The 20,574-nt window shown below is 70.8% G+C and carries 17 protein-coding genes; 8 read left to right on the forward strand and 9 right to left on the reverse strand.

The genetic code is table 11. The features are described 5' to 3' along the window. Positions 1 to 111: 111 nt before the first annotated feature. Complete coding sequence (locus VZL07_RS30705; protein ID WP_426751497.1) at positions 112 to 1,434, reverse strand: styrene monooxygenase/indole monooxygenase family protein; 1,323 nt, start codon at positions 1,432 to 1,434, stop codon at positions 112 to 114. A gap of 216 nt (positions 1,435 to 1,650) precedes the next feature. On the opposite strand from VZL07_RS30705, the gene VZL07_RS30710 reads away from it, so the two are divergent. Further along, on the forward strand, positions 1,651 to 2,643 hold the full coding sequence (locus VZL07_RS30710) for a hypothetical protein (RefSeq protein ID WP_426751498.1): 993 nt from the start codon (positions 1,651 to 1,653) through the stop codon (positions 2,641 to 2,643). 15 nt (positions 2,644 to 2,658) lie between these two features. On the opposite strand, the gene VZL07_RS30715 is transcribed toward VZL07_RS30710, so the two are convergent. Beyond that, positions 2,659 to 3,759 carry a D-TA family PLP-dependent enzyme gene (locus tag VZL07_RS30715; RefSeq protein WP_426751499.1) on the reverse strand — a complete coding sequence of 367 codons (1,101 nt, stop codon included), beginning with the start codon at positions 3,757 to 3,759 and terminating at the stop codon, positions 2,659 to 2,661. An 82-nt stretch (positions 3,760 to 3,841) separates the two neighbouring features. Between VZL07_RS30715 and VZL07_RS30720 the strand changes: the two genes are divergently transcribed. Both VZL07_RS30720 and VZL07_RS30725 read left to right on the forward strand, forming a co-directional pair. After that, a complete protein-coding gene (locus VZL07_RS30720; protein WP_426751500.1) occupies positions 3,842 to 4,939 on the forward strand; it encodes a winged helix DNA-binding domain-containing protein in 1,098 nt (365 codons plus the stop codon). A 72-nt stretch (positions 4,940 to 5,011) separates the two neighbouring features. Further along, the gene (locus tag VZL07_RS30725; protein ID WP_426751501.1) at positions 5,012 to 5,374 is read left to right on the forward strand and encodes a hypothetical protein; all 363 of its coding nucleotides are present in this window, start codon (positions 5,012 to 5,014) and stop codon (positions 5,372 to 5,374) included. A gap of 69 nt (positions 5,375 to 5,443) precedes the next feature. Here the strand turns inward: VZL07_RS30725 and VZL07_RS30730 are convergent, their stop codons facing one another. Continuing rightward, positions 5,444 to 7,651: a prolyl oligopeptidase family serine peptidase gene (locus VZL07_RS30730; protein WP_426751502.1), complete on the reverse strand. Its 2,208-nt coding sequence runs from the start codon at positions 7,649 to 7,651 to the stop codon at positions 5,444 to 5,446. 154 nt (positions 7,652 to 7,805) lie between these two features. Next, positions 7,806 to 9,296 carry a D-alanyl-D-alanine carboxypeptidase/D-alanyl-D-alanine endopeptidase gene (gene dacB / locus VZL07_RS30735; RefSeq protein WP_426751503.1) on the reverse strand — a complete coding sequence of 497 codons (1,491 nt, stop codon included), beginning with the start codon at positions 9,294 to 9,296 and terminating at the stop codon, positions 7,806 to 7,808. Between the two features lie 150 nt (positions 9,297 to 9,446). Between dacB and rdgC the strand changes: the two genes are divergently transcribed. Together rdgC and VZL07_RS30745 are read left to right on the forward strand one after the other, a co-directional pair. Next, the gene (gene rdgC / locus VZL07_RS30740; protein WP_426751504.1) at positions 9,447 to 10,097 is read left to right on the forward strand and encodes a recombination-associated protein RdgC; all 651 of its coding nucleotides are present in this window, start codon (positions 9,447 to 9,449) and stop codon (positions 10,095 to 10,097) included. Further along, complete coding sequence (locus VZL07_RS30745) at positions 10,084 to 10,773, forward strand: hypothetical protein (protein ID WP_426751505.1); 690 nt, start codon at positions 10,084 to 10,086, stop codon at positions 10,771 to 10,773. Before rdgC ends, VZL07_RS30745 begins: the two co-directional genes overlap by 14 nt. Positions 10,774 to 10,789: 16 nt before the next feature. Here VZL07_RS30745 and VZL07_RS30750 read toward each other — a convergent pair whose 3' ends face one another. Together VZL07_RS30750 and VZL07_RS30755 are read right to left on the reverse strand one after the other, a co-directional pair. Further along, the gene (locus VZL07_RS30750) at positions 10,790 to 11,482 is read right to left on the reverse strand and encodes a TVP38/TMEM64 family protein (RefSeq protein WP_426751506.1); all 693 of its coding nucleotides are present in this window, start codon (positions 11,480 to 11,482) and stop codon (positions 10,790 to 10,792) included. Then, on the reverse strand, positions 11,475 to 11,900 hold the full coding sequence (locus tag VZL07_RS30755) for a GAF domain-containing protein (RefSeq protein ID WP_426751507.1): 426 nt from the start codon (positions 11,898 to 11,900) through the stop codon (positions 11,475 to 11,477). Before VZL07_RS30755 ends, VZL07_RS30750 begins: the two co-directional genes overlap by 8 nt. Before the next feature lie 248 nt (positions 11,901 to 12,148). Here VZL07_RS30755 and VZL07_RS30760 point away from each other — a divergent pair, with 248 nt between their 5' ends. Next, positions 12,149 to 14,350 (forward strand): hybrid sensor histidine kinase/response regulator, encoded by a 2,202-nt coding sequence (locus VZL07_RS30760; protein ID WP_426751508.1) that lies wholly within the window; start codon positions 12,149 to 12,151, stop codon positions 14,348 to 14,350. On the opposite strand, the gene VZL07_RS30765 is transcribed toward VZL07_RS30760, so the two are convergent. After that, a complete protein-coding gene (locus tag VZL07_RS30765) occupies positions 14,338 to 14,703 on the reverse strand; it encodes a hypothetical protein (protein ID WP_426751509.1) in 366 nt (121 codons plus the stop codon). The genes VZL07_RS30760 and VZL07_RS30765 overlap by 13 nt on opposite strands. Before the next feature lie 331 nt (positions 14,704 to 15,034). Between VZL07_RS30765 and VZL07_RS30770 the strand changes: the two genes are divergently transcribed. Next, positions 15,035 to 17,341: a PQQ-dependent sugar dehydrogenase gene (locus VZL07_RS30770; RefSeq protein WP_426751510.1), complete on the forward strand. Its 2,307-nt coding sequence runs from the start codon at positions 15,035 to 15,037 to the stop codon at positions 17,339 to 17,341. Positions 17,342 to 17,386: 45 nt separating this feature from the next. On the opposite strand, the gene VZL07_RS30775 is transcribed toward VZL07_RS30770, so the two are convergent. Next, the gene (locus VZL07_RS30775) at positions 17,387 to 18,670 is read right to left on the reverse strand and encodes an endonuclease/exonuclease/phosphatase family protein (RefSeq protein WP_426751511.1); all 1,284 of its coding nucleotides are present in this window, start codon (positions 18,668 to 18,670) and stop codon (positions 17,387 to 17,389) included. A 211-nt stretch (positions 18,671 to 18,881) separates the two neighbouring features. On the opposite strand from VZL07_RS30775, the gene VZL07_RS30780 reads away from it, so the two are divergent. Beyond that, positions 18,882 to 19,685: a hypothetical protein gene (locus VZL07_RS30780; protein WP_426751512.1), complete on the forward strand. Its 804-nt coding sequence runs from the start codon at positions 18,882 to 18,884 to the stop codon at positions 19,683 to 19,685. Between the two features lie 3 nt (positions 19,686 to 19,688). Here VZL07_RS30780 and VZL07_RS30785 read toward each other — a convergent pair whose 3' ends face one another. Further along, the gene (locus VZL07_RS30785; protein ID WP_426751513.1) at positions 19,689 to 20,480 is read right to left on the reverse strand and encodes a hypothetical protein; all 792 of its coding nucleotides are present in this window, start codon (positions 20,478 to 20,480) and stop codon (positions 19,689 to 19,691) included. Positions 20,481 to 20,574 lie beyond the last annotated feature (94 nt).

The following is a 20,574-nucleotide window of genomic DNA, read 5'->3' on the forward strand; positions in this document are numbered from 1 at the left end:
AACCGCGTCTCGACGCCCCAGCAGGCTGGAATGCCGTGCCCGCACTCAGCGCATCATCGCGCCGCGAACTGTGCTGGTCGCGCCCACCATGACACGTGGGCGTGGCCGAGCTCAGCGCGTCAGCGACACGTGGACGGTGGCCTCCTCGGGAGGCGGGTGCCACGCGAGCGGGCTGGTGGGCGGAGCGGCCTCGCGGGTGGTGCGGCGGTGGCGCGAGATGAACGCCGCGCTGCTCTCCGGGCTGGCACATGCGGAGAGGATGAGCTCCGGTGTCACGAAGGCGGTGGCGATGGCATCCGCAACGCGCGCGTCCTTGCTGCCCGCGGCGAGCAGCTCGATGACATGCGGCGGAGGAGGCTGCAGCAGCGCATTCGTCCAGTGCGTCGCGGGCGCCGTGGCGGCCCACGAACTCGCCTCGGCCTCGCGACAGAAGGCCTCATCGAAGGGGCGCTGCTCCGCCAGCGCGGTGACGATGTTCTCCGCCAGGGCGAACGCGGAGGCGGAGCCCGCGTTGGCGCCCTGTCCCGCGACCGGGTCGTTCGTCACGTGCGTGTCGCCCACCGCCAGGGCGAAGCGGCCACCCGCGAGGCGCGCCCAGCCCTGGCGCACCACCGGCGTGAAGGAACCCTGGAGGTAGTCGAGGGGCCCGCGCACACCGAAGCGGGCCGGGTCCACGCGCTCGTAGGTGGTGGGCGCGAAGCGGCGCAGGAAGTCCAGCAGCAGCGCCTCGAAGCCACGCGGGTCCTCGTCGTAGCGCTGGGTGCTGAGCCGCGACAGCTCGCTGCCTGGCAGCGCCTCGATGAGGACGCTGGGAACGCGGCCCTCCGCGGTGACGACCTGGGACTCGAAGATCTCGCCCTGGCCCGGAATCAGGTTGGCGTTCATGCCGATCGGCTCCTGCATGCGCACGCCCTTCAGCAGCGCGGCGAACAGCATGCGCGGCGGCTGCGTGTGCGGCGACAGCTCGGGCACGCGGGGGAACAGGCGCGTCAGGCCATTGCGGCCGGTGGCGACCACCATCAGCGCGTGCTGCGCGGCCAGGCGCTCCAGCACATCCACGTCGACGGGGAGGACCTCCAGCTTGCCACCTCGCGCGACGAAGTCCTCCGCCAGGCGCGGCTGGTACTGACGGTAGTCCACGAAGATGGAAGGCGAGTCCACGCGGCCACGGAGGCTGAAGGGCTGGGGGCCACCGTTCACGTGGATGCCGATATAGAACATGTCGGCGTTGGGGCCGCTCCAGTGGTCCACGCCCAGCACGCGCTCGCGCGTGCGCGTGGGCGCGTGGTGCGCCACCGTGTTGAGCAGACGGGAACCCCGTAGTCTGCTCGGCTCCTGCTCCGTGTAGATGGTCACAGGAACACCGTGGGACAGCAGCTTCAGCCCCAGGTGCAGCCCCGCGGTGCCAGCGCCAACGATTCCAATGTGCTCCATATGACTTTCCTCCGTGTCCCGTGCCTTCATGGCTGTCTGTGTCGGGATGGACCCCCCAAGGGCCGGGGGCGTTCCTTAACACAACACAATCGGAGAACTTCAGACAGGACGTACTTGATAGCCGAGAAAATTGGAGCCGCGTTGCGTCATGCCCTGATGGGCAGACGTTTGCGTCCGGTTGGGAACAGCAGGCACAAGGCTTTACAGTGACAGTCAATGAGCCAGTACATCGACGTGGCGTTGAAGGTGGGAGACATCACCGAGTTCCCCGCGGATGCCGTGCTGTTCAAATATGCACAGAGCTTCTATGGCGCGTCGGGTCAGGCGGCGAGGCGCCTGGAGGGGGTGGGCATACCCGCGTCGCAGCTCACGCTCGCTCCGGGGAGCCATCGCTTCGTCGAGACCCGTGGGGTCCTGTCCGCGCCGCTGGCGCTCTTCCTGGGCACGGTGCGTCTGGGTGAGTTCGGCTACCACGAGATTCGCCAGTTCGCGGTGCGCGCGTTGACGGCGCTGGAGCCCCGCTCGGCGCTCACGCATGTCGCCGGGACGGTCCATGGCCCCAACTACGGCCTGGACGAGGACGAGGCGGTGCTGGCCTTCGTGGGCGGGCTCGTCGAGGCTTTCCAGCGTGGCGCCGGGCCCCAATCCCTGACGCGCTTCACGGTGGTGGAGCGCGACTCGCGCCGTGCGCGAAGCCTCGCCAGGACGTTGGCGCGGGGCATGAGCGAAACGCCGGGAGTCCAGGCGCTCCCGGAGGGCGTCTTTCGCGTGTGGCGGATGTCTGCCGTCACGCAGGCGCCGCCCCTGGCGACGGCGGGCACGGTGTCCATGGCAAAGCCTCACGCCTTCGTGGCGATGCCCTTCTCGCCTGAGATGGAGGACACCTATCATTATGGCATCCAGGGCCCGGTGAAGGCCGCGGGCCTGCTGTGCGAGCGCGTGGACCAGGCCGTGTTCGATGGTCCCATCATCCAGCGCATCCGCGAGCGCATCGAGACGGCGAAGGTCGTGATTGCCGACCTCTCGCTGGCGAACCCCAACGTGTACCTGGAGGTTGGCTATGCATGGGGGCGCGGCCGGCCCACGCTGCTCCTGGTGCGTGACGTGAAGGAGCTCCGCTTCGACGTCGCGTCATATCGCTGCATCGTCTACCGCAGCATTCGCGAGCTGGAGTCACTGCTCGCGAAGGAGCTCCAGCGGCTGGACTGAACGGAGGGGAGGGCGTCACCAGCCGCGTGCGGCAATCGCATGCGTCGCCACGTGGCGGTCTTGCCGCATCACATGCAGCTTCTCGTGCAGGTTGACGGAGGCGCACGCGTGGTTGGGCACGACGCGCACGCGGTCGCCCACGCGAGGACGCCAGTCGGTGCGGGACAGGTCCAGCAGGCCGTGCTCTTCGGACAGCCCGTGTACCCGCACCTCCGGCATGTCGAGCAGGGCGCCGTAGCCGCCCGAGGCATCGAAGCCTTCCTCCTTGGCCAGCGCCTTGGAACCCGCGTCGATGACGGCCTGTCCGGGCACCGCGGTGCTGACCACGGTGGCCAGCACGGAGTAGGCGCACTCGCTCCATTCGCAGGCGCCCACCGACACGGAGTTGCGGTCGTTGAAGATGTTGATGCCGGGGCGAATCTCCGTGAGCCCGGCGACGTCGTGCGAGCGCCACAGTGTCGGCGTGGAGCCCCCACTCACGGTTTCGGGGCGCAGGCCCTCGGCTGTCAGTGCCTCCACGAAAGCGAGCAGGCGCTCGGATTGCGCGCGCATCGCGGGGCCCAGCTCCGCTTGAGGCAGGCGCAAATGGCCGGCGTAGAAGGTGATGCCCCGGTACTCGACGCCGCTGCTGTACGCCGCCTCGCGTGCCAGCTTGACGGCGTCCGCCGGCGACTGGACGCCCACGCGGCGCATGCCCATCTCCAGCTCCACCAGGACACCCACGGTGCGGCCGGCACGTCGCGCCGCATGGGCCAGCGGGTGCAGTGCTTCGGAGGAGTCCAGCGCGACGGTGAGCCGCACGTGTGGTGGCAGGTCCATGAGCCGGTCGAGCCGCTCCGTTCCCACGGGCGGGTAGGCCAGCAGCACGTCGTCACAGACGGAGGCCATGACCTCGGCCTCCCGGACCGTGGCCACCGTGACGCCCTGGGCGCCGGCGGCCAGCTGGAGCTGGGCGAGCTCGGGCGTCTTGTGGGTCTTCGTATGCGGGCGCCAGCGCAGGCCGCGCTGTCGGGTGTAGGCGGCCACCCGCGCCAGATTGGCCTCTACGCGGTCCAGGTCCACGAGGGCCGCGGGCGTCACGGTCATATCGAGCCAGCTCACGTCCATGGCGCGCATGCTGACACCGGGCAGCGCGGGCTTCCAAGGGGAACGACGGGCCCTGTCCTTCGCGCCGTGGGGTGGTACACCACCGCGACACATGCCAGACACTCCACTGACTCGAAGAGCCCTCAACCGCGCGACGCTCGCTCGGCAGCTGTTGTTGGAGCGTGGGACGGTCTCCGTGCTCGAGGCGGTGGAGCGGCTCCTGGCGCTTCAAGCCCAGCAGGCCAGGCCTCCCTTCATTGGCCTGTGGTCGCGTGTCTCGGGCTTCGAGCGGGGAGCGCTGCTGTCATTGCTCCAGCGCCGGGAGGTCGTCCGGGCCACGTTGATGCGCGGCACGTTGCACCTCGCGAGCGCGAAGGACTACCTGCACCTGCGTGCCAGCTTCACGCCGCTGCTCGAAGCGTCGGTGGCATCGGTGCTGCGCGAGCGGGCGAAGGGGCTGGACATCGCGCCGCTCGTCAAGGAATGCCGCGCCTTCTTCGAGGAAGCGCCCCGCACCTTCGAGGCGCTGCGCGACCACCTGGTGGCCCGTCATCCCGAGAAGGACGAGCGCGCCATGGGGTTCGCGGTGCGGATGTTCCTGCCGCTCATCCAGGTCCCCACGGAGGCGGAGTGGGGCTATCCAGGCACCACGGACTTCGCGGTCGCGGAGTCGTGGCTGGGGACGTCGCTGCGAACGGAGGCGGACCTCTCCACGCTGGTGCTGCGCTACCTGGCGGCGTTGGGACCGGCCTCGGTGGCGGACGCCCAGACGTGGTCCGGCCTCAAGAGGCTGAGGCCCGTCTTCGAGTCGCTGCGTCCGTCATTGCGCACGTTCCGGGATGAGAGCGGGCGGGAGTTGTTCGACCTGCCCAAGGCGCCCCGGCCAGACGAGGACACGCCCGCGCCGGCGCGCTTCCTCCCGGACTTCGACAGCCTGGTGCTCGGCCACGATGACCGGGCGCGGCTGGTGGATGACGCGTATCGCTCCAGACTCATCACGAAGAATCTGCGGGTCCCCGCGACCTTCCTCGTGGATGGCTTCGTCGCCGGGACCTGGACGGTGGAGCGCAAGCGCGCGCTTGCCGCCCTCGTCGTCGAGCCGTTCGCGCCACTCAAGAAGAAGGACCGCGACGCGCTGGCGAAGGAAGGCGAGGCCCTCCTGCGCTTCGTCGAGCCCGAAGCCCGCACGTTCGAGGTCCGTGGACTCTGAGGGGCGGGCGTGCCTTTCCAACTTTCTCCGAGCTAGGCTGGACGCGCAGCTCACACAGAAAGGTGGTTTCGCATGCGGGGTTCACTGAAGCGGTTCGGGCTTCATGGTGCCGTGTTGCTGGCCGTCGTGGGGCTCACGGGCTGTGGTGTCGTGGAGGACGAAGGCGCGGCTCCCGACACGGTGGGCGCGGAAGCCGCGCTCGACACCGGGTGCTGTCAGGCATTGCCGGGGACGACACAGGCCTTCTGTGACTCGCTTCCCCAGACGCCGGACCGCTGCAACCAGGCCTACGGTGGCACGGCCTGCGCCTGGGTGTGCCCGTCGTGCTGTCAGGCATTGCCGGGGACGACGCAGGCCTTCTGTGACTCGCTTCCCCAGACGCCGGACCGCTGCAACCAGGTCTACGGCGGAACGGCCTGCACCTGGACCTGCTGAGCCTCCGGGCGGCAACTGCTCCACCGCCGCACCGACTGCGGGGCGGCGGTGGAGGTGTCGCTCACGCGGCTACTGCGGCTTGGGCGCCGCGACCTTCTTCGCCGGCGGCTGGTACTTCATGCCCAGCGCGTTGAACACGAACGAGTAGACGTCCACTTCCTCCTCGATGCGCGCGTTCAACGGCGTGCCAGCGCCGTGGCCCGTCTCCGCGTTGGCGCGCAGCAGGATGGGGTTCGGCGCCGTCGTGGCCTCCTGCAGCCGGGCCACCATCTTCCGCGAGTGGAACGGGTCCACGCGCGGGTCGTTCGCGCCGGACGTGAAGAGCACGGACGGGTACCGGGTGCCGTCCTTCACGTTGTGGAACGGCGAGTACGCGTACAGCGCCTTGAACTGCTCCGGGTCCTTCACGGAGCCGTACTCGGTGATGTTGAACTGGCCGTTGGGCGTCAGCTCCACCCGGAGCATGTCATAGATGCCCACGCGGGCCACGACGGCGCCGTACATCTCCGGGTGCTGGGTGACGGCCGCGCCCATCAGCAGGCCGCCGTTGCTGCCACCCTGGATGGCCAGCTTCTTCGGCTGCGTGTACTTCTGGTCCACCAGCAGCTTCGCGACGGCGTAGAAGTCGTCGAAGACGTTCTGCTTCTTCGTGAGCGAGCCCTCGGCGTGCCACTTCTCGCCGAACTCCGAGCCGCCGCGCAGGTTGGCCACCGCGTACACGCCGCCCTGCTCCAGCCAGAAGCCGGCCAGCACGTTGAAGCCCGGGCTGATGGAGATGTTGAAGCCGCCGTAGCCGGTCAGCAGCGCCGGGTTGTTGCCGTTGAGCTTGAGGCCCTTCTTCTTGAGGATGCTGACGGGCACCTTCGTGCCGTCCTTGGACGTGGCGAACGCCCGCACCACGTCCACGTCGCTCAGGTCCAGCGGCGACGTGCGGGCCAGGGCCGTCTTCTTCACCGTGTTGTCCTTCGCGGAGTACCGGTACCAGGCCATGGGCTGGGTGAAGCTGGAGTTGATGAAGAGCACATCATCTCCACCCTGGCTCACCAGCCCGCCCACGGCGGACACGGGCAGGGTGGGCACCATCCCCAGGGCCTTGCCCTTCAGGTCCACCATGCGCAGCTGCGACGGCCCGCCGAGCTGCTCGCTCACGTAGAGGCGCGACTTCGTGGGGAAGACGCCCTGGATGCTGGCCTCGCCCTCCGGAACCAGGACGGTGGCCTTGTCCAGCGTGGGCGTGGCCAGCGGCAGCCGCAGCACCTTGCCGCGCGGCGCGTCCTTGCGGCTCAGGAGGTAGATGGCCCCGTCATGCCCGAAGCGGGCGCGGATGACCTTGTCCTCGAACTTCGACACCTGCGTCCACTTCCCGGCAGGGTCGCGCAGGTACAGCATGTACTCGCCGCCGTCGCCGTTGGCCACGACCGCGGACACGTACTTGCCGTCGTGCGAGGTATCCAGCTCCGTCATCGCGATGCGCGGGAAGTCCTTGCCCAGGACGTAGGTGTCCTTCTCCGTGGGCGTGCCGAGCTGGTGGAACCAGACCTGCTGGTAGAAGTCCCGGTCCGCCGCGGGGCGCTCCTCGCCGCGCGGATAGCGCGTGTAGAAGAAGCCCTTGCCGTCCGCGGTCCACGCCAGGCTGCCGCCCGCGGTGCCGCCGTTCACCCGCGGCACCGTCTCGTTGGGCAGCGGTTTGCCGGTCGCCACGTCATAGACGGTGACGTCGCCGCTCTCCGTGCCGTTCTTCGACAGCGAGACGGCGACCTTCTTGCCGTCCAGCGTGGGGACGTACCAGTCGATGGTGGTGTGCCCCGACGGATCCACGACCATGGGGTCCAGCAGCACGCGCTCCTTCGACGTGTCATCCACCGAGCCGAGCACGACCAGGAAGGCCTGCTGCTTGGGCGGCTGCGCCTTCATGGCGAACAGGGTGCCGCCCGCCTCGTGCAGCGCGCCATAGCCCGGGGACTTCCAGCTCAGCAGCTCGGTGACGCGCTGGCGGATGGCCTCGCGGCCCGGGAGCTTGTCCAGGACGGCCCGCGTGTACGCGTTCTGCGCGTCGTTCCACTGCTGCACCTTCGGGTCGGAAGATGCCTCCAGCCACTGGTACGGGTCCTTCACCTGCGTGCCGTGGTAGGTGTCCACCTTCTCCTGCTTCGCCGTCGCGGGCGCCTTGGCGGCGGCCTTGCGGGGCGCCGACGCGGCGGGCGCGGGGGCAGGGGCCGCCGGCGCAGCCAGCGGCAGTGTCAGCACCGCCGCCGTCAATGCGGTCTTCAGCTTCACGGTTCACCTCGGGGGTTGGGAAAGGTCCGCGCAGCCTGCCACGTCCCTCGTGTCGAGGCAGGCCCTGCGTGCGTCGGGAATGCCGTCGCGGCCCGGGTGTTCGCTCGCGCCGCCACCGTTCCAGTGTCGGAACTGCGACACTGGGCGCGAGACATCAACGCAGCGGCAGTGTGACCAGCCCTTGCGCGAACCGGTCGAACGCCACGTTGGCGGGCAGGGCGGTGCCGTCGTCCATGTTCCCCAGCATCAGGGCGAAGACGACGCGCGGGTGACGGGAATCGCCTGGGCGGTCCACCACGCCCACGAAGCACTTCTGACCCGACAGCGTGCCCGTCTTCGCGCGGATGTGGCCCGCGGTGTCGGCGGTGACGGGGCGGGTGGCCAGCGTGCCGTCCTGTCCGGCCACGGGCAGGCTGTCCAGCAGCGCGTCACCATAGGACTCGCGCAGGCTGGTGTAGAGGACGCCCACCAGCCCGCGGGCGGTGGCCAGGTTGTAGCGGGACAGGCCGCTGCCATCCACCGGGCGCAGGTCTCGCGAGGGGATGCCGCGGCGGGACAGCTCCGCCGTCAGGGCGGTGCGCAGCGCGGCATAGTCCTCCGCGCCCGTGAGCTCTCGCGCGAAGCGCAGGCCCAGCCGCTCCGCGTACAGGTTGAGGGACTCCTTGTTCGTCACCTTCACCAGCTCGGACAGCGGCGGGCTGACCAGCGTGACGAGCGGCGAAGGCACCGGGGGGCTCGAGGGGGTGGGGGCCTCCAGCGTCAGCGGCAGCCGGGGGATGCCGCGCTCGAGCAGGGCGGCTTCGACACACGCGGAGAAGAGCTGCTCGGGCTCGTCCACGGAGAGCCGCACGGCCGCGGTGCGGGGACACGCATCCGCGGGAGAGCGCCACAGGCAGCGCACGCCCGGGCCGCCGCGCTGGCGTACGCAGGCCAGCGTGGGGCGCTCCGCGTCCGTGTCCACGCGCACCACGGCCTTGAGCGACGCGAAGGCGGGCGCCACCTGGAGGGTGGGCGGCTGCGCGCAGTCCACGCCGTCCGGCCGCGACAGCGTCAGGTCCACCACGTTCTCCCGGAAGACGAAGGCCGTGGGGGCCGCGCTGTAGGCGTAGGCGGCGTCGTCCCAGGCCCAACCGGGACCGAAGGGGAGCTCCCCGTCACGCGCGCCGCGCACGCGCACCTGGCCACGCCACTGGCGGATGCCTCGGGCCTGCATGGCGTCCGCGACCTGCTCGCAGGCCCGCGCCGTCTCCGGGAATCGCCATGAGCCCAGGGACGGGTCGCCCGCCGGGTCCACCACGACGTCTCCGAGGAACAGCCCGCCGTCGACGGTGCCCTCCAGCGCCACCGGCGTCTGGAAGCGGTAGTCCGGTCCCAGGGCGGCGAGGACGGACGCGGTGGAGACCACCTTCATCGTCGAGGCTGGCAAGAGCCGCATGTGCTCCCGGTGGTGGAAGAGCGGCTCGCCCGTCCGCGCGTCCACCACGTAGGCGCTCGCGAGGGCGCCCTCGGCCTCCAGCGTGTCGATGAGGCCCTGGGCCAGGTCGGGGAGCGTGGTGGCGGTCTCCTCGGGCCGCTTCGTGTGGAAGCAGCCGGAGAGCGCCAGGGAAGCCACGAGCAGCAGCGAGGCGGACGGAACGCGGCGCATGTCGCCGGCCACGCTACCGCCGGGGCGCGGGCATGTCATGCGGTGGGGGGCCGGCTGGCTGGAAAACGGGCGTGTCTCCTGGGAAGGCGCCCGCCAGCCACGCCGAGTGCCTTGACGGCACGGCGCTCGCCCACCATCCTGCCGCGCCCCATGCCTGTCCTTCGTGGTGCTGTCACGTTGTCGCGCTTCCGGGTCGAACCGGCGAAGGAAGCGCCCTCGGATGTCAAACGCTGGCTGACGCGCGGCCTCAAGGCGCACGCGTTCGAGCCCATCGACCGCCGCTCCGAGGAAGAGCGCGCCGTGGGCTTCGTGGAGCTGGAGAACGAGGAGTCCAGCGAGTTCCCCGCCAGCCGTCTCTATTATGGCGAGTACGCCCTTTTTGCCTTCCGCATCGACACCATCAAGGTGCCGGCCGCGGCGCTCAAGGCCGAGCTGGCGAAGTGGGCCGCCGCCTTCGAGAAGGAGAACGGCCGCCCGCCCAGCCGGGGCGAGAAGACGCAGAGCCGCGGTGAAATCCGGCAGATGCTGCGCAACCGCGCCACGCCGCGCACCACCACGGTGGACGTGAGCTGGAACCTGAAGACGCAGCAGGTGCAGATCTGGTCCGCGTCCCGCAAGGTGGTGGACGAAATCACCGTCGCGCTGGAGGGCGGGTTGAACGTGAAGTTCTTTGGCATGACGCCCGCGGCCATGGCGCAGACGGCGGGCATCGACGAGTCCGCGCTGGGCCCCACCGCGGAGTTGATTGGCATGGACCTGCCGGCGACGGCTTCGGAGGAGGTGGCTCATGGCGAGGCGTGACGAGGCGCGGGCCGAGGCGGCCTTCATGCGGGGCGACGTCGGCGTGGACGGCGCGGCCACCGAGGAGACGCAGGACGAGGCCGAAGTCGAAAAGGGCAAAGCGCGAGAGCAACTGCTGCGGGGCCGGGCCTACCTGGGCCGGGAGTTCCTCACGTGGCTGCTGTGGCGCACCGAGGCTGGAGGTCCGCTGGTGGAGGTGGAGGGGGAGGGCGTCAGCGTCCTCTTCATGGGGCGCGTGGTGCTGCGCGGCATCTCCGGCGAGGTCACGGAGATGAGCGCCAAGGGCACGCTGGCGCCGTACTCCGAGCAGGTGAAGCACTCCCTGGACCGGGGCCTCCTGGTGGCGCAGGCGCGCCTGCGCTTCACCCATGGGGAGAAGGAGTACGAGGCCACGCTCGACTCCGAGTTCCTCGACATCCGCGCGGGCAAACTGCCGGCGCTGATGAGCGAGGAGGAGGATGACCAGCTCTCCGAGCGGCTCTTCCTGATGGAGCAACTGTCCGCCATGGTGGACGCGCTGGTCCACGACTACCTGTCGGTGCGCGCGGGCAAGAGCTGGAGCAAGTCGGTGGTGCCCGCGATGAAGGCGTGGATGCGCGGCGACGAGCAGGGCACCGACGCGCTCGCCAAGGCCGCCCGCGCCCGGGGCCGCGACGCCCGCGCGGCGCGGAGCTGAGCGAGGCCCGGTGGCGCTAGGCGTCTGGAGGCGGCGGTGAGCGCCGCCGCACCCAGGCCAGCGCCAGGCCCGGCAGCAGCACCATGCCCGCGAAGAGCAGCAGGAACGACTCCAGCTCCGCGGCGCTGGCGCCCAGCGCGGCGTACGTGACGGACACGCCGAGGTTGGCCAGCGCGGTGGTGGTGAGGAAGGCCCGTGCGCCCATGCGACTGGTGCCCGCGAAGAGCACGGACGTCTCCGCCAGCACGGGCACGGCGCGGAACGTGAGCAGGAACCAGGGCCCCATCCGCTCCGCGGCGCGCATCAGCCGGGCCACCTCCGTGTCGCCCGCCATGCGCCGCAGCGCCGCCGTCCCGGCCCGCGCGCCCAGCACGTAGCCGACAGCGCAGCCCGCCATCATCCCCAGCCAGGACGTGGCGGCACCGCCCCAGAAGCCCAGCAGGCCGCCGGCCGCGGTGCCCACGAGGCTGGAGGGCACCGGCAGCACGACGTCCCCCGCCAGCAGGCCGCCCAGCAGCAGCGCCACCTGCCAGGACGGGGGCCTCGCGGCGAGGAAGGCCTGGGCCGCCGCCTCCAGGCCTGGGCCGAAGAAGGCGAAGGGCACCAGGACGCCGGCCAGCAGCAGGCCGCAGAAGGCGGCCCATCCGGAGAGGACGCGTCCGGAGGGGCGGCTCGCGCCCACCGTCACGCCCGGCGCGGGCTCACCCATCCGCGAGCGGGAGCCGGGATGCCGCGGCCATCAGGGACGCCTCGCGATCGATGGCCAGCGCGCCTTCCTCCATGAAGGCGATGCCCACCACCGCGCGGACGCGGCCCGTCGCGTCGAGCACGGGCAGCGCCACGGCCGCGCGTGCGTCCACCGCCTTGGCGCCCGGCTTGATGTCCGAAGAGGTGTCCTCCTGGAGGTTGCACGTCTGCACCGGCGCCTTGCGCACCTGGGCGAGGCCCGCCATGCCCTTGCCGTGGGGCACGTGCTGGACGGCCGTCATCAGCGGCGGCGGGATGTTGAGGGCCGCCACGAGGAAGAGGTCATCTCCTCGCTGGATGTGGACGGTGCCGGCGGTGGCGCCGTGCTCGCTGGCGAACGACTCCAGCCACGACTGGTAGGGCGTGCTCTTCTCGCTCATGACGCTCTCGACTGTGCGCCCCTGCTTCTCCCGCAGTCAACGCGGTCCATTCGCGGAGTCCGTGCCGCGTGCATGCGTTCATCCGCCAGTCGACGCTCGGCCGTCGCGGCGGCGGTCTGTCCAGTCCAGGTCATTCCCTTGCACTGGAGGGCACCGGGGCCTGGTGTCCGTGCACGATGGGGCCGCGACGCTCCCTGGAGGGAGGTCGCCGGACGTCCATTGCACGATTTCCTTCGGGTGCCTGGTCGATGAAGGCGCGCTCGCTTCGCTTCTACCTGGGGTTGCTCGCATTCGGCCTGCTCGTGCCGGTCGTGCTCTTCGCGGCGGGCGTGGTGAATCGCTTCGCGGACTCGCAGCGAGAGGCGCGCGCTCAAGGCATGCGTGAGACGGCCCGGGCGCTGGCGCTCGTGGTGGAACGTGAGCTGGGGCAGTCCGTCCGGGCGCTGGAGGTGCTCGTGCGCTCGGCCGCGCTGGAGGCCGGAGACCTCGAGACGTTCTACGCCACGTGTCAGTCCGTGGTGCGCACCCAGGAGCCGTGGGGCTCGCTCACCCTGCTGGATGCGGAGGGGCGGACGATGTTCACCACGGACCACCCCTTCGGGACCGACCTGACGGCCCAGGTGGATGACCGGCCCTACGTGCGTGAGGTGGTCGCGACGGGGCGGCCCGTCATCACCGACTTTCCCTATCAGCGCATGCAGGGGCCGCCCACGGTGGTGGTGGCGATGCCGGTGAGGCGCCTGGGTGTGCTCACCGGGGTGCTGGTGGCGACGTATGCCATGCAGCACTTCGACCGGCTCTGGGCCGAGCAGCGCATCTCCGGCGACTGGGTGGGCACGCTGGTGGACGAGGACGGCATCATCCTCTCGCGCAGCCGCGGCCGTGCCCGCTTCGTGGGCACCAAGGCCCGGCCCGAGTACATCAAGCGAATCCGCGAGGGGCGGGAGGGCTTCTTCGCGTCGCGCACGGTGGAAGGGATGAAGTCGTACGCGGCCTTCGCGCGCCTCCAGCTCGTGCCCTGGACGGTGTCGTTCTCGGGGCCGCGCGCGGCCTTCAAGGCGTCGGTGAACGAGACGCTGGGCGCGCTGCTCGTCGCGGGCCTGGGCTGCTGTGTCATCGCGGCCGTCTGGGCCACCTGGGTGGGCCGCCGCATCTCGCACCCGCTCCGGGCGCTGGCGAGCGCGGCCCGCGAGCGCCCGGACTCGCCGGATGCCTTCACCAACGTGGGCGCCACCGGCATCTCCGAGCTGGAGGACCTGCGCGCGACGCTCGCGCTCACCGCCGCCATGGTGACGGATCGCGAGGAGGCGCTTCGAACGAAGATGTTGGAGGCGGAGGCGGCCAACCTCGCCAAGGACCAGTTCCTCGCCATGCTGGGCCACGAGCTGCGCAACCCGCTGTCCGCCATCACCCACGGCGTGAAGCGGCTGGCCGTGGCGGACGACGCCGCCAGCCGTGAGCGGGCGCGAGCCCTGGTGGAGCGGCAGGCCTTCCACCTGGCCCGCCTGGTGGACGACCTGCTCGACGTGGAGCGCGTGAGCAGCGGCCGCATCCTGCTGCGGAAGCGCGCCATGGACCTGGCGGAGTGCGTGCGTCGCGCCATCGCCGCGCTGGAGGCCTCGGGGAAGACGCAGGCGCACCAGCTCGAGGTCGACGTCGCGCCCGCGTGGCTGGAAGGCGACGAGAGCCGCCTGGAGCAGGTCGCCTCGAACCTGGTGTCCAACGCGCTCAAGTACACCCCGCCGGGTGGGCGCGTGCGGGTCGTGACGCGCGAGGAGCCCGGCCACGTGGTGCTGGAGGTGTCCGATACAGGGGATGGCCTGTCTCCCGAGCTGCAGGAGCGCGTGTTCGAGCTCTTCTTCCAGGCGGAGCGCACGCTGGACCGCGCACAGGGTGGCCTGGGCATTGGCCTCACGCTGGTGAAGCGCCTGGTGGAGCTGCACGGCGGCGTGGTGCGCGCGCGGAGCGAGGGGCCGACAAAGGGGAGCCTCTTCACGGTGCACCTGCCGCGAGGGCAGGTGGTGCGGCCACCGGCGTTGCCTGCGCAGGCGCCGGAGCCCGCGCCGGCCCGCCGCGTCCTGCTCGTGGATGACCACGAGGACAGCCGCATGCTCGTGCGGGAGCTGCTGGAGCTGGAGGGGCACACCGTCAGCGAGGCGGAGGACGGCCCCTCCGGACTGGCGAAGGCGCGCGAGCTGCGTCCCGACGTCGTGCTGCTCGACATCGGCCTGCCCGGGATGGACGGGTACGAGGTGGCGCGGGCGCTGCGGACGTCGGACGAGGGCCGTGCCCTCGTGCTCATCGCGGTGACGGGCTACGGCCTGGAAGAGGACCGGCGCCGGGCGCTGGAGGCTGGCTTCGACGCGCACCTCGTGAAGCCGGTGGACCTCGCGCGTCTGCGCGAGCTGCTCCGGCTGCGGAAGGACGCCCCCCGGGCTCAGTCCACGTAGCCGGGGCAGGACAAGATGGCGGGCTGGCAGAGCTGCACGACGCGCGAGGGGTCGGAGAAGGTCTGCTGCCGCGCCTGGATGTAGCAGCCCGCGGGGTCTTCGTCCGGCGCGGTGAACTGGCACAGCTGGACGGCCTGGCTCTGGGAGAGGGAGCCATCGTCCTGGGCGCGCACGAAGCAGTCGGCGGGGGCCGAGGAGCGAGCGCCCCGGCAGAGCTGTGCGGCCAGGGAATCATCGAGCCCTCCCTCGGTCGCGCGCTGGTAGCAGGACACCTGTGGAGCAAGCTCCTGCGCGGCCACGACCCAGGGCGCCGCCGCGACGCCGAGTGCCACGGTGATGGCTGCGCGAGCCAACGGACGAACGCGCCTGGATGTCCCCCTGCCTGTCTTCATGGAGCCTCCTTTTCAAGCAATCTAGGCGTCCGCGCACGGAGAGGCCGGCCCCCGGCGGGCGGTCCGCCCCGAGGCGGAGCAGGGGAGGAGGGCCTCGCTCCGTTGCCTTGCCTCGAACGGCACAACTGTCGCGTGGCGAGTTCCTGTCCGGGCCGCGACGTCCCCGGAACGAGTCGCTGGCTCACTTCATGACGGCTGCACTTCGCGCGGTCCGGCATCCGGCAGACGCGGCCTCGGCCGCGGGGTCCGGCCCCTGGCATCCGGCTCCCCCCTGAACCACCAGAGCATCGCCATGAAACAACGACGTCCGTCACTCATGATGCTGCTGTCGCTGGTGATTGTCGCATTGGGCCTGCTCGGCATCTCCCTCGCATGTCCCGGTTCATCGACCGACCCGGGCGTCGGGCCAGGGGACGGCAAGGACATCCACGACCCTCCGGGCGATGGTGGACCGGGCACCGAGGCAGATGGGAGCACACCGCACTCGCCCGATGGCGAAGCCCCGGATGCGCCGCTCCCCTTCGGGCTCGATGTACGGCCTTCGAACCCCACCTGTGTCGCGCCCCCTCGCCCTCCGGACCCCGCGGGCGTGGCCCTCGAGCGTGCCTTTCCGGAGCTGAGCTTCACCCAGCCCCTGTTCGCGCTCCAGGCGCCAGGGGACAACCGCCGCATCTATGTCGTGGAGCGGGGCGGACGGGTCCGCGTCTTCGACTCGAGCGTCACGCCGGTGACGAGCTCGGTGTTCGCCGACCTCTCCGGGCGGGTCAACACGGAGCATGACGAGACGGGCCTGCTCGGCATGGCCTTCCATCCGAACTTCGCCACCAACGGGCAGGTGTTCCTCTCCTACGTGGGGAACAACGAGATGGGAGGCCTCCGCTCGTACATCGTCCGCTATCGGAGCGCGGACGGCGGCGCCACGCTGGACCCGGCGAGCGCGGAGCTGGTGCTGGAGCAGGACCAACCCTTCTCCTTCCACAACGGTGGCCACCTGGCGTTCGGTCCAGACGGCTTCCTCTACTTCGCGTTCGGCGATGGGGGCGGTCGCATGGACCCGAACCGGACGGCCCAGAACCCCAACGAGCTGTTCGGGAAGATGCTGCGCCTCGACGTGGACAGCGCCCGGCCCTACGCCATTCCTCCCACCAACCCGTACGCGACGGCCGGAGGGCGGAAGGAAATCTACGCCTCGGGTTTCCGCAATCCCTGGCGCTGGAGCTTCGACCGGGCCACTGGTGCGCTCTGGCTGGGGGACGTGGGGGAGAAGCTCCTCGAGGAGATTGACCGCGTCGAGCTGGGCGGCAACTACGGCTGGAGCGTCCTGGAGGGCACCGAGTGCGTGCGAGGCGCGGGCTGTGACACCACCGGGCTGACGCCACCCGTGGCCACCTACGGCCGTGCCGAGGGCGTCTCCGTCACCGGCGGCTATGTGTACCGGGGCACGGCCGTGCCGACGCTGGTCGGCAAGTATGTCTTCGGGGACTTCGGCGCGGGCCGCGTCTGGACGCTCCCGGGAGATGCGCAGCCTGGAGGAGGGGCGAAGCCGGAGCTGCTCTTCAGCACCGCGCTCAGCATCTCCTCCTTCGCGGAGCTGAACGACGGCGAACTGCTGGTGGTGGACTTCGCGGGCGGCGGCCTGCATCGCATCAAGGCCTCACTGCCTGCCACGCCTCCACCTGGGGGCAGCTCGTTCCCCGCGCTGCTGTCCGCCACGGGCTGCGCGGACCCCGCGGACGTGAAGCTGCCCTCGGCGGGCCTCATTCCCTACGACGTGAACGCCCCGCTCTGGTCGGACGGCGCGCAGAAGGAGCGCTTCATCGGGGTTCCGGACGGCACGTCAATGACGGTGGGACCGGAGGGTGTCCTGGATGCTCCGCCCGGCACCGTGGCGGTGAAGACGTTCGCGCTGGGAGGCCGCCTCGTGGAGACCCGGCTCTTCATGCGCCATCCGGACGGCGTCTGGGCGGGCTACTCGTATGAGTGGAACGACGCGGGCACGGACGCGGTGCTGCTGGAGACGGGCAAGGTGAAGACGGTGGGCACCCAGACGTGGACCTTCCCCAGCCGGGGGGAGTGCATGCAGTGCCACACTGCCGCCGCGGGCTTCTTGCTGGGGCTGGAGGTGGCCCAGCTCAACCGCAACTTCAAGTACCCCGGCGGCCGCCTGGCCTCGCAGCTCGGGACGCTGTCGCACATCGGCGTGCTGACGCTGCCCGCTCCGCCGGAGCAGCTGCCCCGGATGCCGGCCTACAACGGACCGGAGCCCGTGGAGGCGCGGGCGAAGGCGTACCTCCACGTGAACTGCGCCGTGTGCCACCGTCCCAATGGCCTGGGCCGCGGTGAGTCGGACATGCGCTACGCCACGCCTGTCGCTGGCATGAAGGTCTGTGGCGTGGCCCCGCAGCACGGCGACCTGGGAGAGGCAGGCGCCATGCTCGTTGCGCCGGGGGCCCCCACGAAGTCGATGGTGTCGCGGCGCATGCACACGTTGGCGACGGCGCGCATGCCGCCGCTCGCCACGGCCGTGGTGGACACGGAGGGCACGGCGCTGGTGGACGCCTGGATCACCTCCCTGCATGACTGTCCCGAGGGGCGCTGAGGCGTGGGGTGACGCCGCGCCTGGCCCCACGGTGGGCCAGGCGCGTCAGGCGGGTCGCTGGACGGTGCCCGGCGCGGGCTTGCCATCCTTCAGGCCCGGGCTCCGCACGTCATAGTGGGCAATCACGGGCTGGTGGTCGGAGGACTCCGTGCTGCGGTCCACCTCGAAGAGGACGGGCACCAGCCCGGGGCTGGCGTACACGTTGTCGAAGCGCTTGCCCGTCGCCGGCACCACGCCGTGCTCGTCCGGCAGGGAGGTGAGGGTGGCGCTGTCGGCGACGTCCTGCAGCCGTAGCCACTGCTCGCTGCCGCGCTTCACACGGCCGGAGCGCAGCTCGGCGCAGGCCTGCTTCGGGGTCATCAACGAGCCATCCGGCAGGCGCACCTGGGCCGTGGTGGCGTGGGCGATGGTCTCCGGCAAGCCCTGCTCCAGCACGTGCAGCTCGTGCCGCAGGCGGGGGTCGGCGATGTTGCCCACCCCCCGGTCACCCACGCTGGCGTGGGGCTCGCCGTAGCGCACCTCGTACTCTTCCACCGTATCGGTGTCGTCATACGTCTTGAGGTGCGCCATCAACCAGGAGCCGCCCTTCTTGATGGCGGTGTTTGCGTTGAAGTCGCCCAGGACCACCGCGTGCATGACCTCGCGCTGGTGCAGCAGCGCGTTGAGCTGCCGGAGGTTGCGCGCGTTGATGCCGGAGTCTCCCAGCGTGTGGTGCACGTTGTAGAGGACGACGGGGTGCCCCTCCACCTCCAGGCGCACGTAGAGCGCGCCCCGGTCCTCGGGAATCTCGCAGGGGTCTCCGCCGCGCCGCATGATGGCGGCGTCCCGCTCCGCGTCGGGGGTGACATAGGTGAAGTGCGCCGCGTCGACGAGCGGATGGCGGGTGAGGAAGGCCTTGCCATTCAGGAGCCGCGCCCCCGGGCCGCCGTCATGCCCCTGGTAGGCCAGGTGGAAGCCGTAGCGCTCCGCCAGGAGCACCGAGATGGGGACATTGGCCTCCTGGAGGCCAAGCACGTCCGGCATGCGTCCCTGGGCCTCGAGCGTGTCGAAGTACGCCAGGAGCGCCTCGCGGCGCGTGCCGCCGAGCAGGATGTTGTACGTCATCACCGTGAGCCCAGGTCCCCGGGGGGCGCGCGCCGCGGGATGCCGGACGACGAGCGTGCGGCCATCCCCCAGCGCCCGCTCGGTCCGAGGGATGGGCACGGAGGCGAAGTCGGGCAGGACCACGGTGGCCTCACGCCGAGACAAGGACTCCTCCGGCACGTGGGCCATGCGGCCGAGGAGGGGGCCGACCCCGGGCAGGTGCTCCAGCATCTCCGGGACCTTCATCGGACCTCCTCGTCTTCCAGATAGGCAACGGGCGCCACGGATCCTCCTTCTTCCCTCCAAGTTCTGCGCTCACCCTCCCCATGGCCAGGGGCCTCCCGAGGAATGAAGGGCTGGCCGGGCCGTCCCGTTCGACTGCAGGGCGGGCGGCCACCCGGGCGCGCCGCCGGCGCGACGAGGCACGAGGAAGCACACTTGTGGTTCAATACCGGACATGCGGCGACTCGCGGTCCTGGCGTTGATGGCCCCTCTCTTCGTGGCGTGCGCCACGACGCAGGCCCTGCCCAAGAGCACCTCCTGCGAGAAGGGCAGGCTCTGGGCGTGCAACGAGTGGGGCGAGGAGCTTCTCCAGGACGGCGACCGGAGCACGGCGGAGGCTGCCTTCGCCCGCGCCTGCGACGGGGGCTCGGAGCAAGGATGTCTGGCGCTGGGGCGGCTGCGCATCGCGGACGGGAACCTGGCCGGCGCCGAGGCCCCGCTCGTCAAGGTGTACGAGACGGACAGCGAGGAAGGCGCCCTGGCGCTCGCGGACCTCTACGACGCGCGAGGCGGTGAGGCGCACGCACAGGCCGCGGCGAAGCTGCGCTGGGAGGCCCCTGCCATCGACAAACCGCCCTTCGACGTCGCCATGCAGTACCGCATCGGGGCGTGGCGGCCGACGGCGGACATCGCGCTCAACATCCAGCCCATGGCCTTCCTGGACCGGCGGCTCACCCTCGGCTCGAACCTCGCCTATACGAGCCTGGGCATCTCCGAGTTCAACGGCTTCGTCGGCTATCAGCACTTCGCCACATCGTGGCTCGTGCCCTATGGGCGGATGATGATGGGCTCGGCGACCCGGTACTCCCGCGACCCGGGCTTCAACGTGGGCGCCGAGGTGGGCGCACGGCTGTGCATGAGCTTCGTGGGCCACGTCAACGTCGCGGCGGGCATGTCCCGGGCCAGCGGCGGGTACATGTCCGTGGGCGTGGGCCTCAATGGCCTCTTCGTGCTCCTGGCCTTGCTGCACGTGCGCTGACCTTCAGCGCGTGGGCCGGCCGAGCACGTAGGAGATGGCGACCTTGCCGGGGGCCTTCGCTTCGCCCACCTCCCAGGTGTAGCCCTCGCGCGCCAGGGAGGCGGTCATCCGCCGCAGCTCGTCGGGCTGGTGCGTCCGGAGCGCCGACACCATCCCATCCCAGAAGATGAGGAGCGGCGCCACGGGCACCACGTACGTCAGCAAGAGCCGCAGGGGCGTCAGCGGACGCACCAGGGGCGTGAAGAGCAACACCAGCAGGGGCACCAGCAGCATGGACAGGAGCGCGGGGGGCGTGCGGCGCACCGTCTCGAACGCGGCGATGGGAACGCCGCGGGCCTGGGCATCGGCGAGCACGGCGCGGGCTTCGTCCGGGCGGAAGTGGTGCAGGGCGTTGAAGATCGTGCGCATGCCGCGCAGGTCCGGTGGCACCTGGAGCGCGTCCACCGAGCGCTCCAGGTAGTCGACACCCTCCGCCCGCGCCCGCCTCGCGGCCTGGGCATTGGGGAACTTGTCGGTGAGCACCACGCGCGCGTCGATGCCGTGTTTCTCCGCTAGCAGTTGGCGCAGGCGTGGCAGGGGACCGCGGCCCCCCGAGCCCAGGTCCACCAGCTCCGGACGCTGCGTGGCCAGCAGGCCGCGCGCCAGGACTTCCGCGGCGGCGTCGAACAGGCCCAGGCGGGTGCTGACGGTGTGGAGGTAGTCGGTGGTCAGGTCCCGGAGCGCGTCGGGGAACCACTCCTGGTCGGTGAACTCGAAGAGGTGCAGCCGGGGCAGCAGCGAGGGTGTGTCGTCCATGAGCCAAGCGTGCAGGCCTCGCGCGAGCCGTGCACTGACGGCGGGCGACAGAACGGCTTGCCGCACGCGCCAGCACGCCATTAGCGTCCCCGGC

Origin of the sequence: Pseudomyxococcus flavus (genome assembly GCF_050038885.1) — a bacterium.
GTDB lineage: Bacteria > Myxococcota > Myxococcia > Myxococcales > Myxococcaceae > Myxococcus > Myxococcus flavus.

Coding starts and splice junctions, on each gene's coding strand:
- VZL07_RS30760 (WP_426751508.1), top strand. CDS start 12,149: ATGAAGGCGCGCTCGCTTCGCTTCTACCTGGGGTTGCTCGCATTCGGC.
- VZL07_RS30715 (WP_426751499.1), bottom strand. CDS start 3,759: ATGCGCGCCATGGACGTGAGCTGGCTCGATATGACCGTGACGCCCGCG.
- VZL07_RS30745 (WP_426751505.1), top strand. CDS start 10,084: ATGGCGAGGCGTGACGAGGCGCGGGCCGAGGCGGCCTTCATGCGGGGC.
- VZL07_RS30785 (WP_426751513.1), bottom strand. CDS start 20,480: ATGGACGACACACCCTCGCTGCTGCCCCGGCTGCACCTCTTCGAGTTC.
- VZL07_RS30755 (WP_426751507.1), bottom strand. CDS start 11,900: ATGAGCGAGAAGAGCACGCCCTACCAGTCGTGGCTGGAGTCGTTCGCC.
- dacB (WP_426751503.1), bottom strand. CDS start 9,296: ATGCGCCGCGTTCCGTCCGCCTCGCTGCTGCTCGTGGCTTCCCTGGCG.
- VZL07_RS30725 (WP_426751501.1), top strand. CDS start 5,012: ATGCGGGGTTCACTGAAGCGGTTCGGGCTTCATGGTGCCGTGTTGCTG.
- VZL07_RS30705 (WP_426751497.1), bottom strand. CDS start 1,434: ATGGAGCACATTGGAATCGTTGGCGCTGGCACCGCGGGGCTGCACCTG.
- rdgC (WP_426751504.1), top strand. CDS start 9,447: ATGCCTGTCCTTCGTGGTGCTGTCACGTTGTCGCGCTTCCGGGTCGAA.
- VZL07_RS30770 (WP_426751510.1), top strand. CDS start 15,035: ATGAAACAACGACGTCCGTCACTCATGATGCTGCTGTCGCTGGTGATT.
- VZL07_RS30775 (WP_426751511.1), bottom strand. CDS start 18,670: ATGAAGGTCCCGGAGATGCTGGAGCACCTGCCCGGGGTCGGCCCCCTC.
- VZL07_RS30780 (WP_426751512.1), top strand. CDS start 18,882: ATGCGGCGACTCGCGGTCCTGGCGTTGATGGCCCCTCTCTTCGTGGCG.
- VZL07_RS30710 (WP_426751498.1), top strand. CDS start 1,651: ATGAGCCAGTACATCGACGTGGCGTTGAAGGTGGGAGACATCACCGAG.
- VZL07_RS30720 (WP_426751500.1), top strand. CDS start 3,842: ATGCCAGACACTCCACTGACTCGAAGAGCCCTCAACCGCGCGACGCTC.
- VZL07_RS30750 (WP_426751506.1), bottom strand. CDS start 11,482: ATGGGTGAGCCCGCGCCGGGCGTGACGGTGGGCGCGAGCCGCCCCTCC.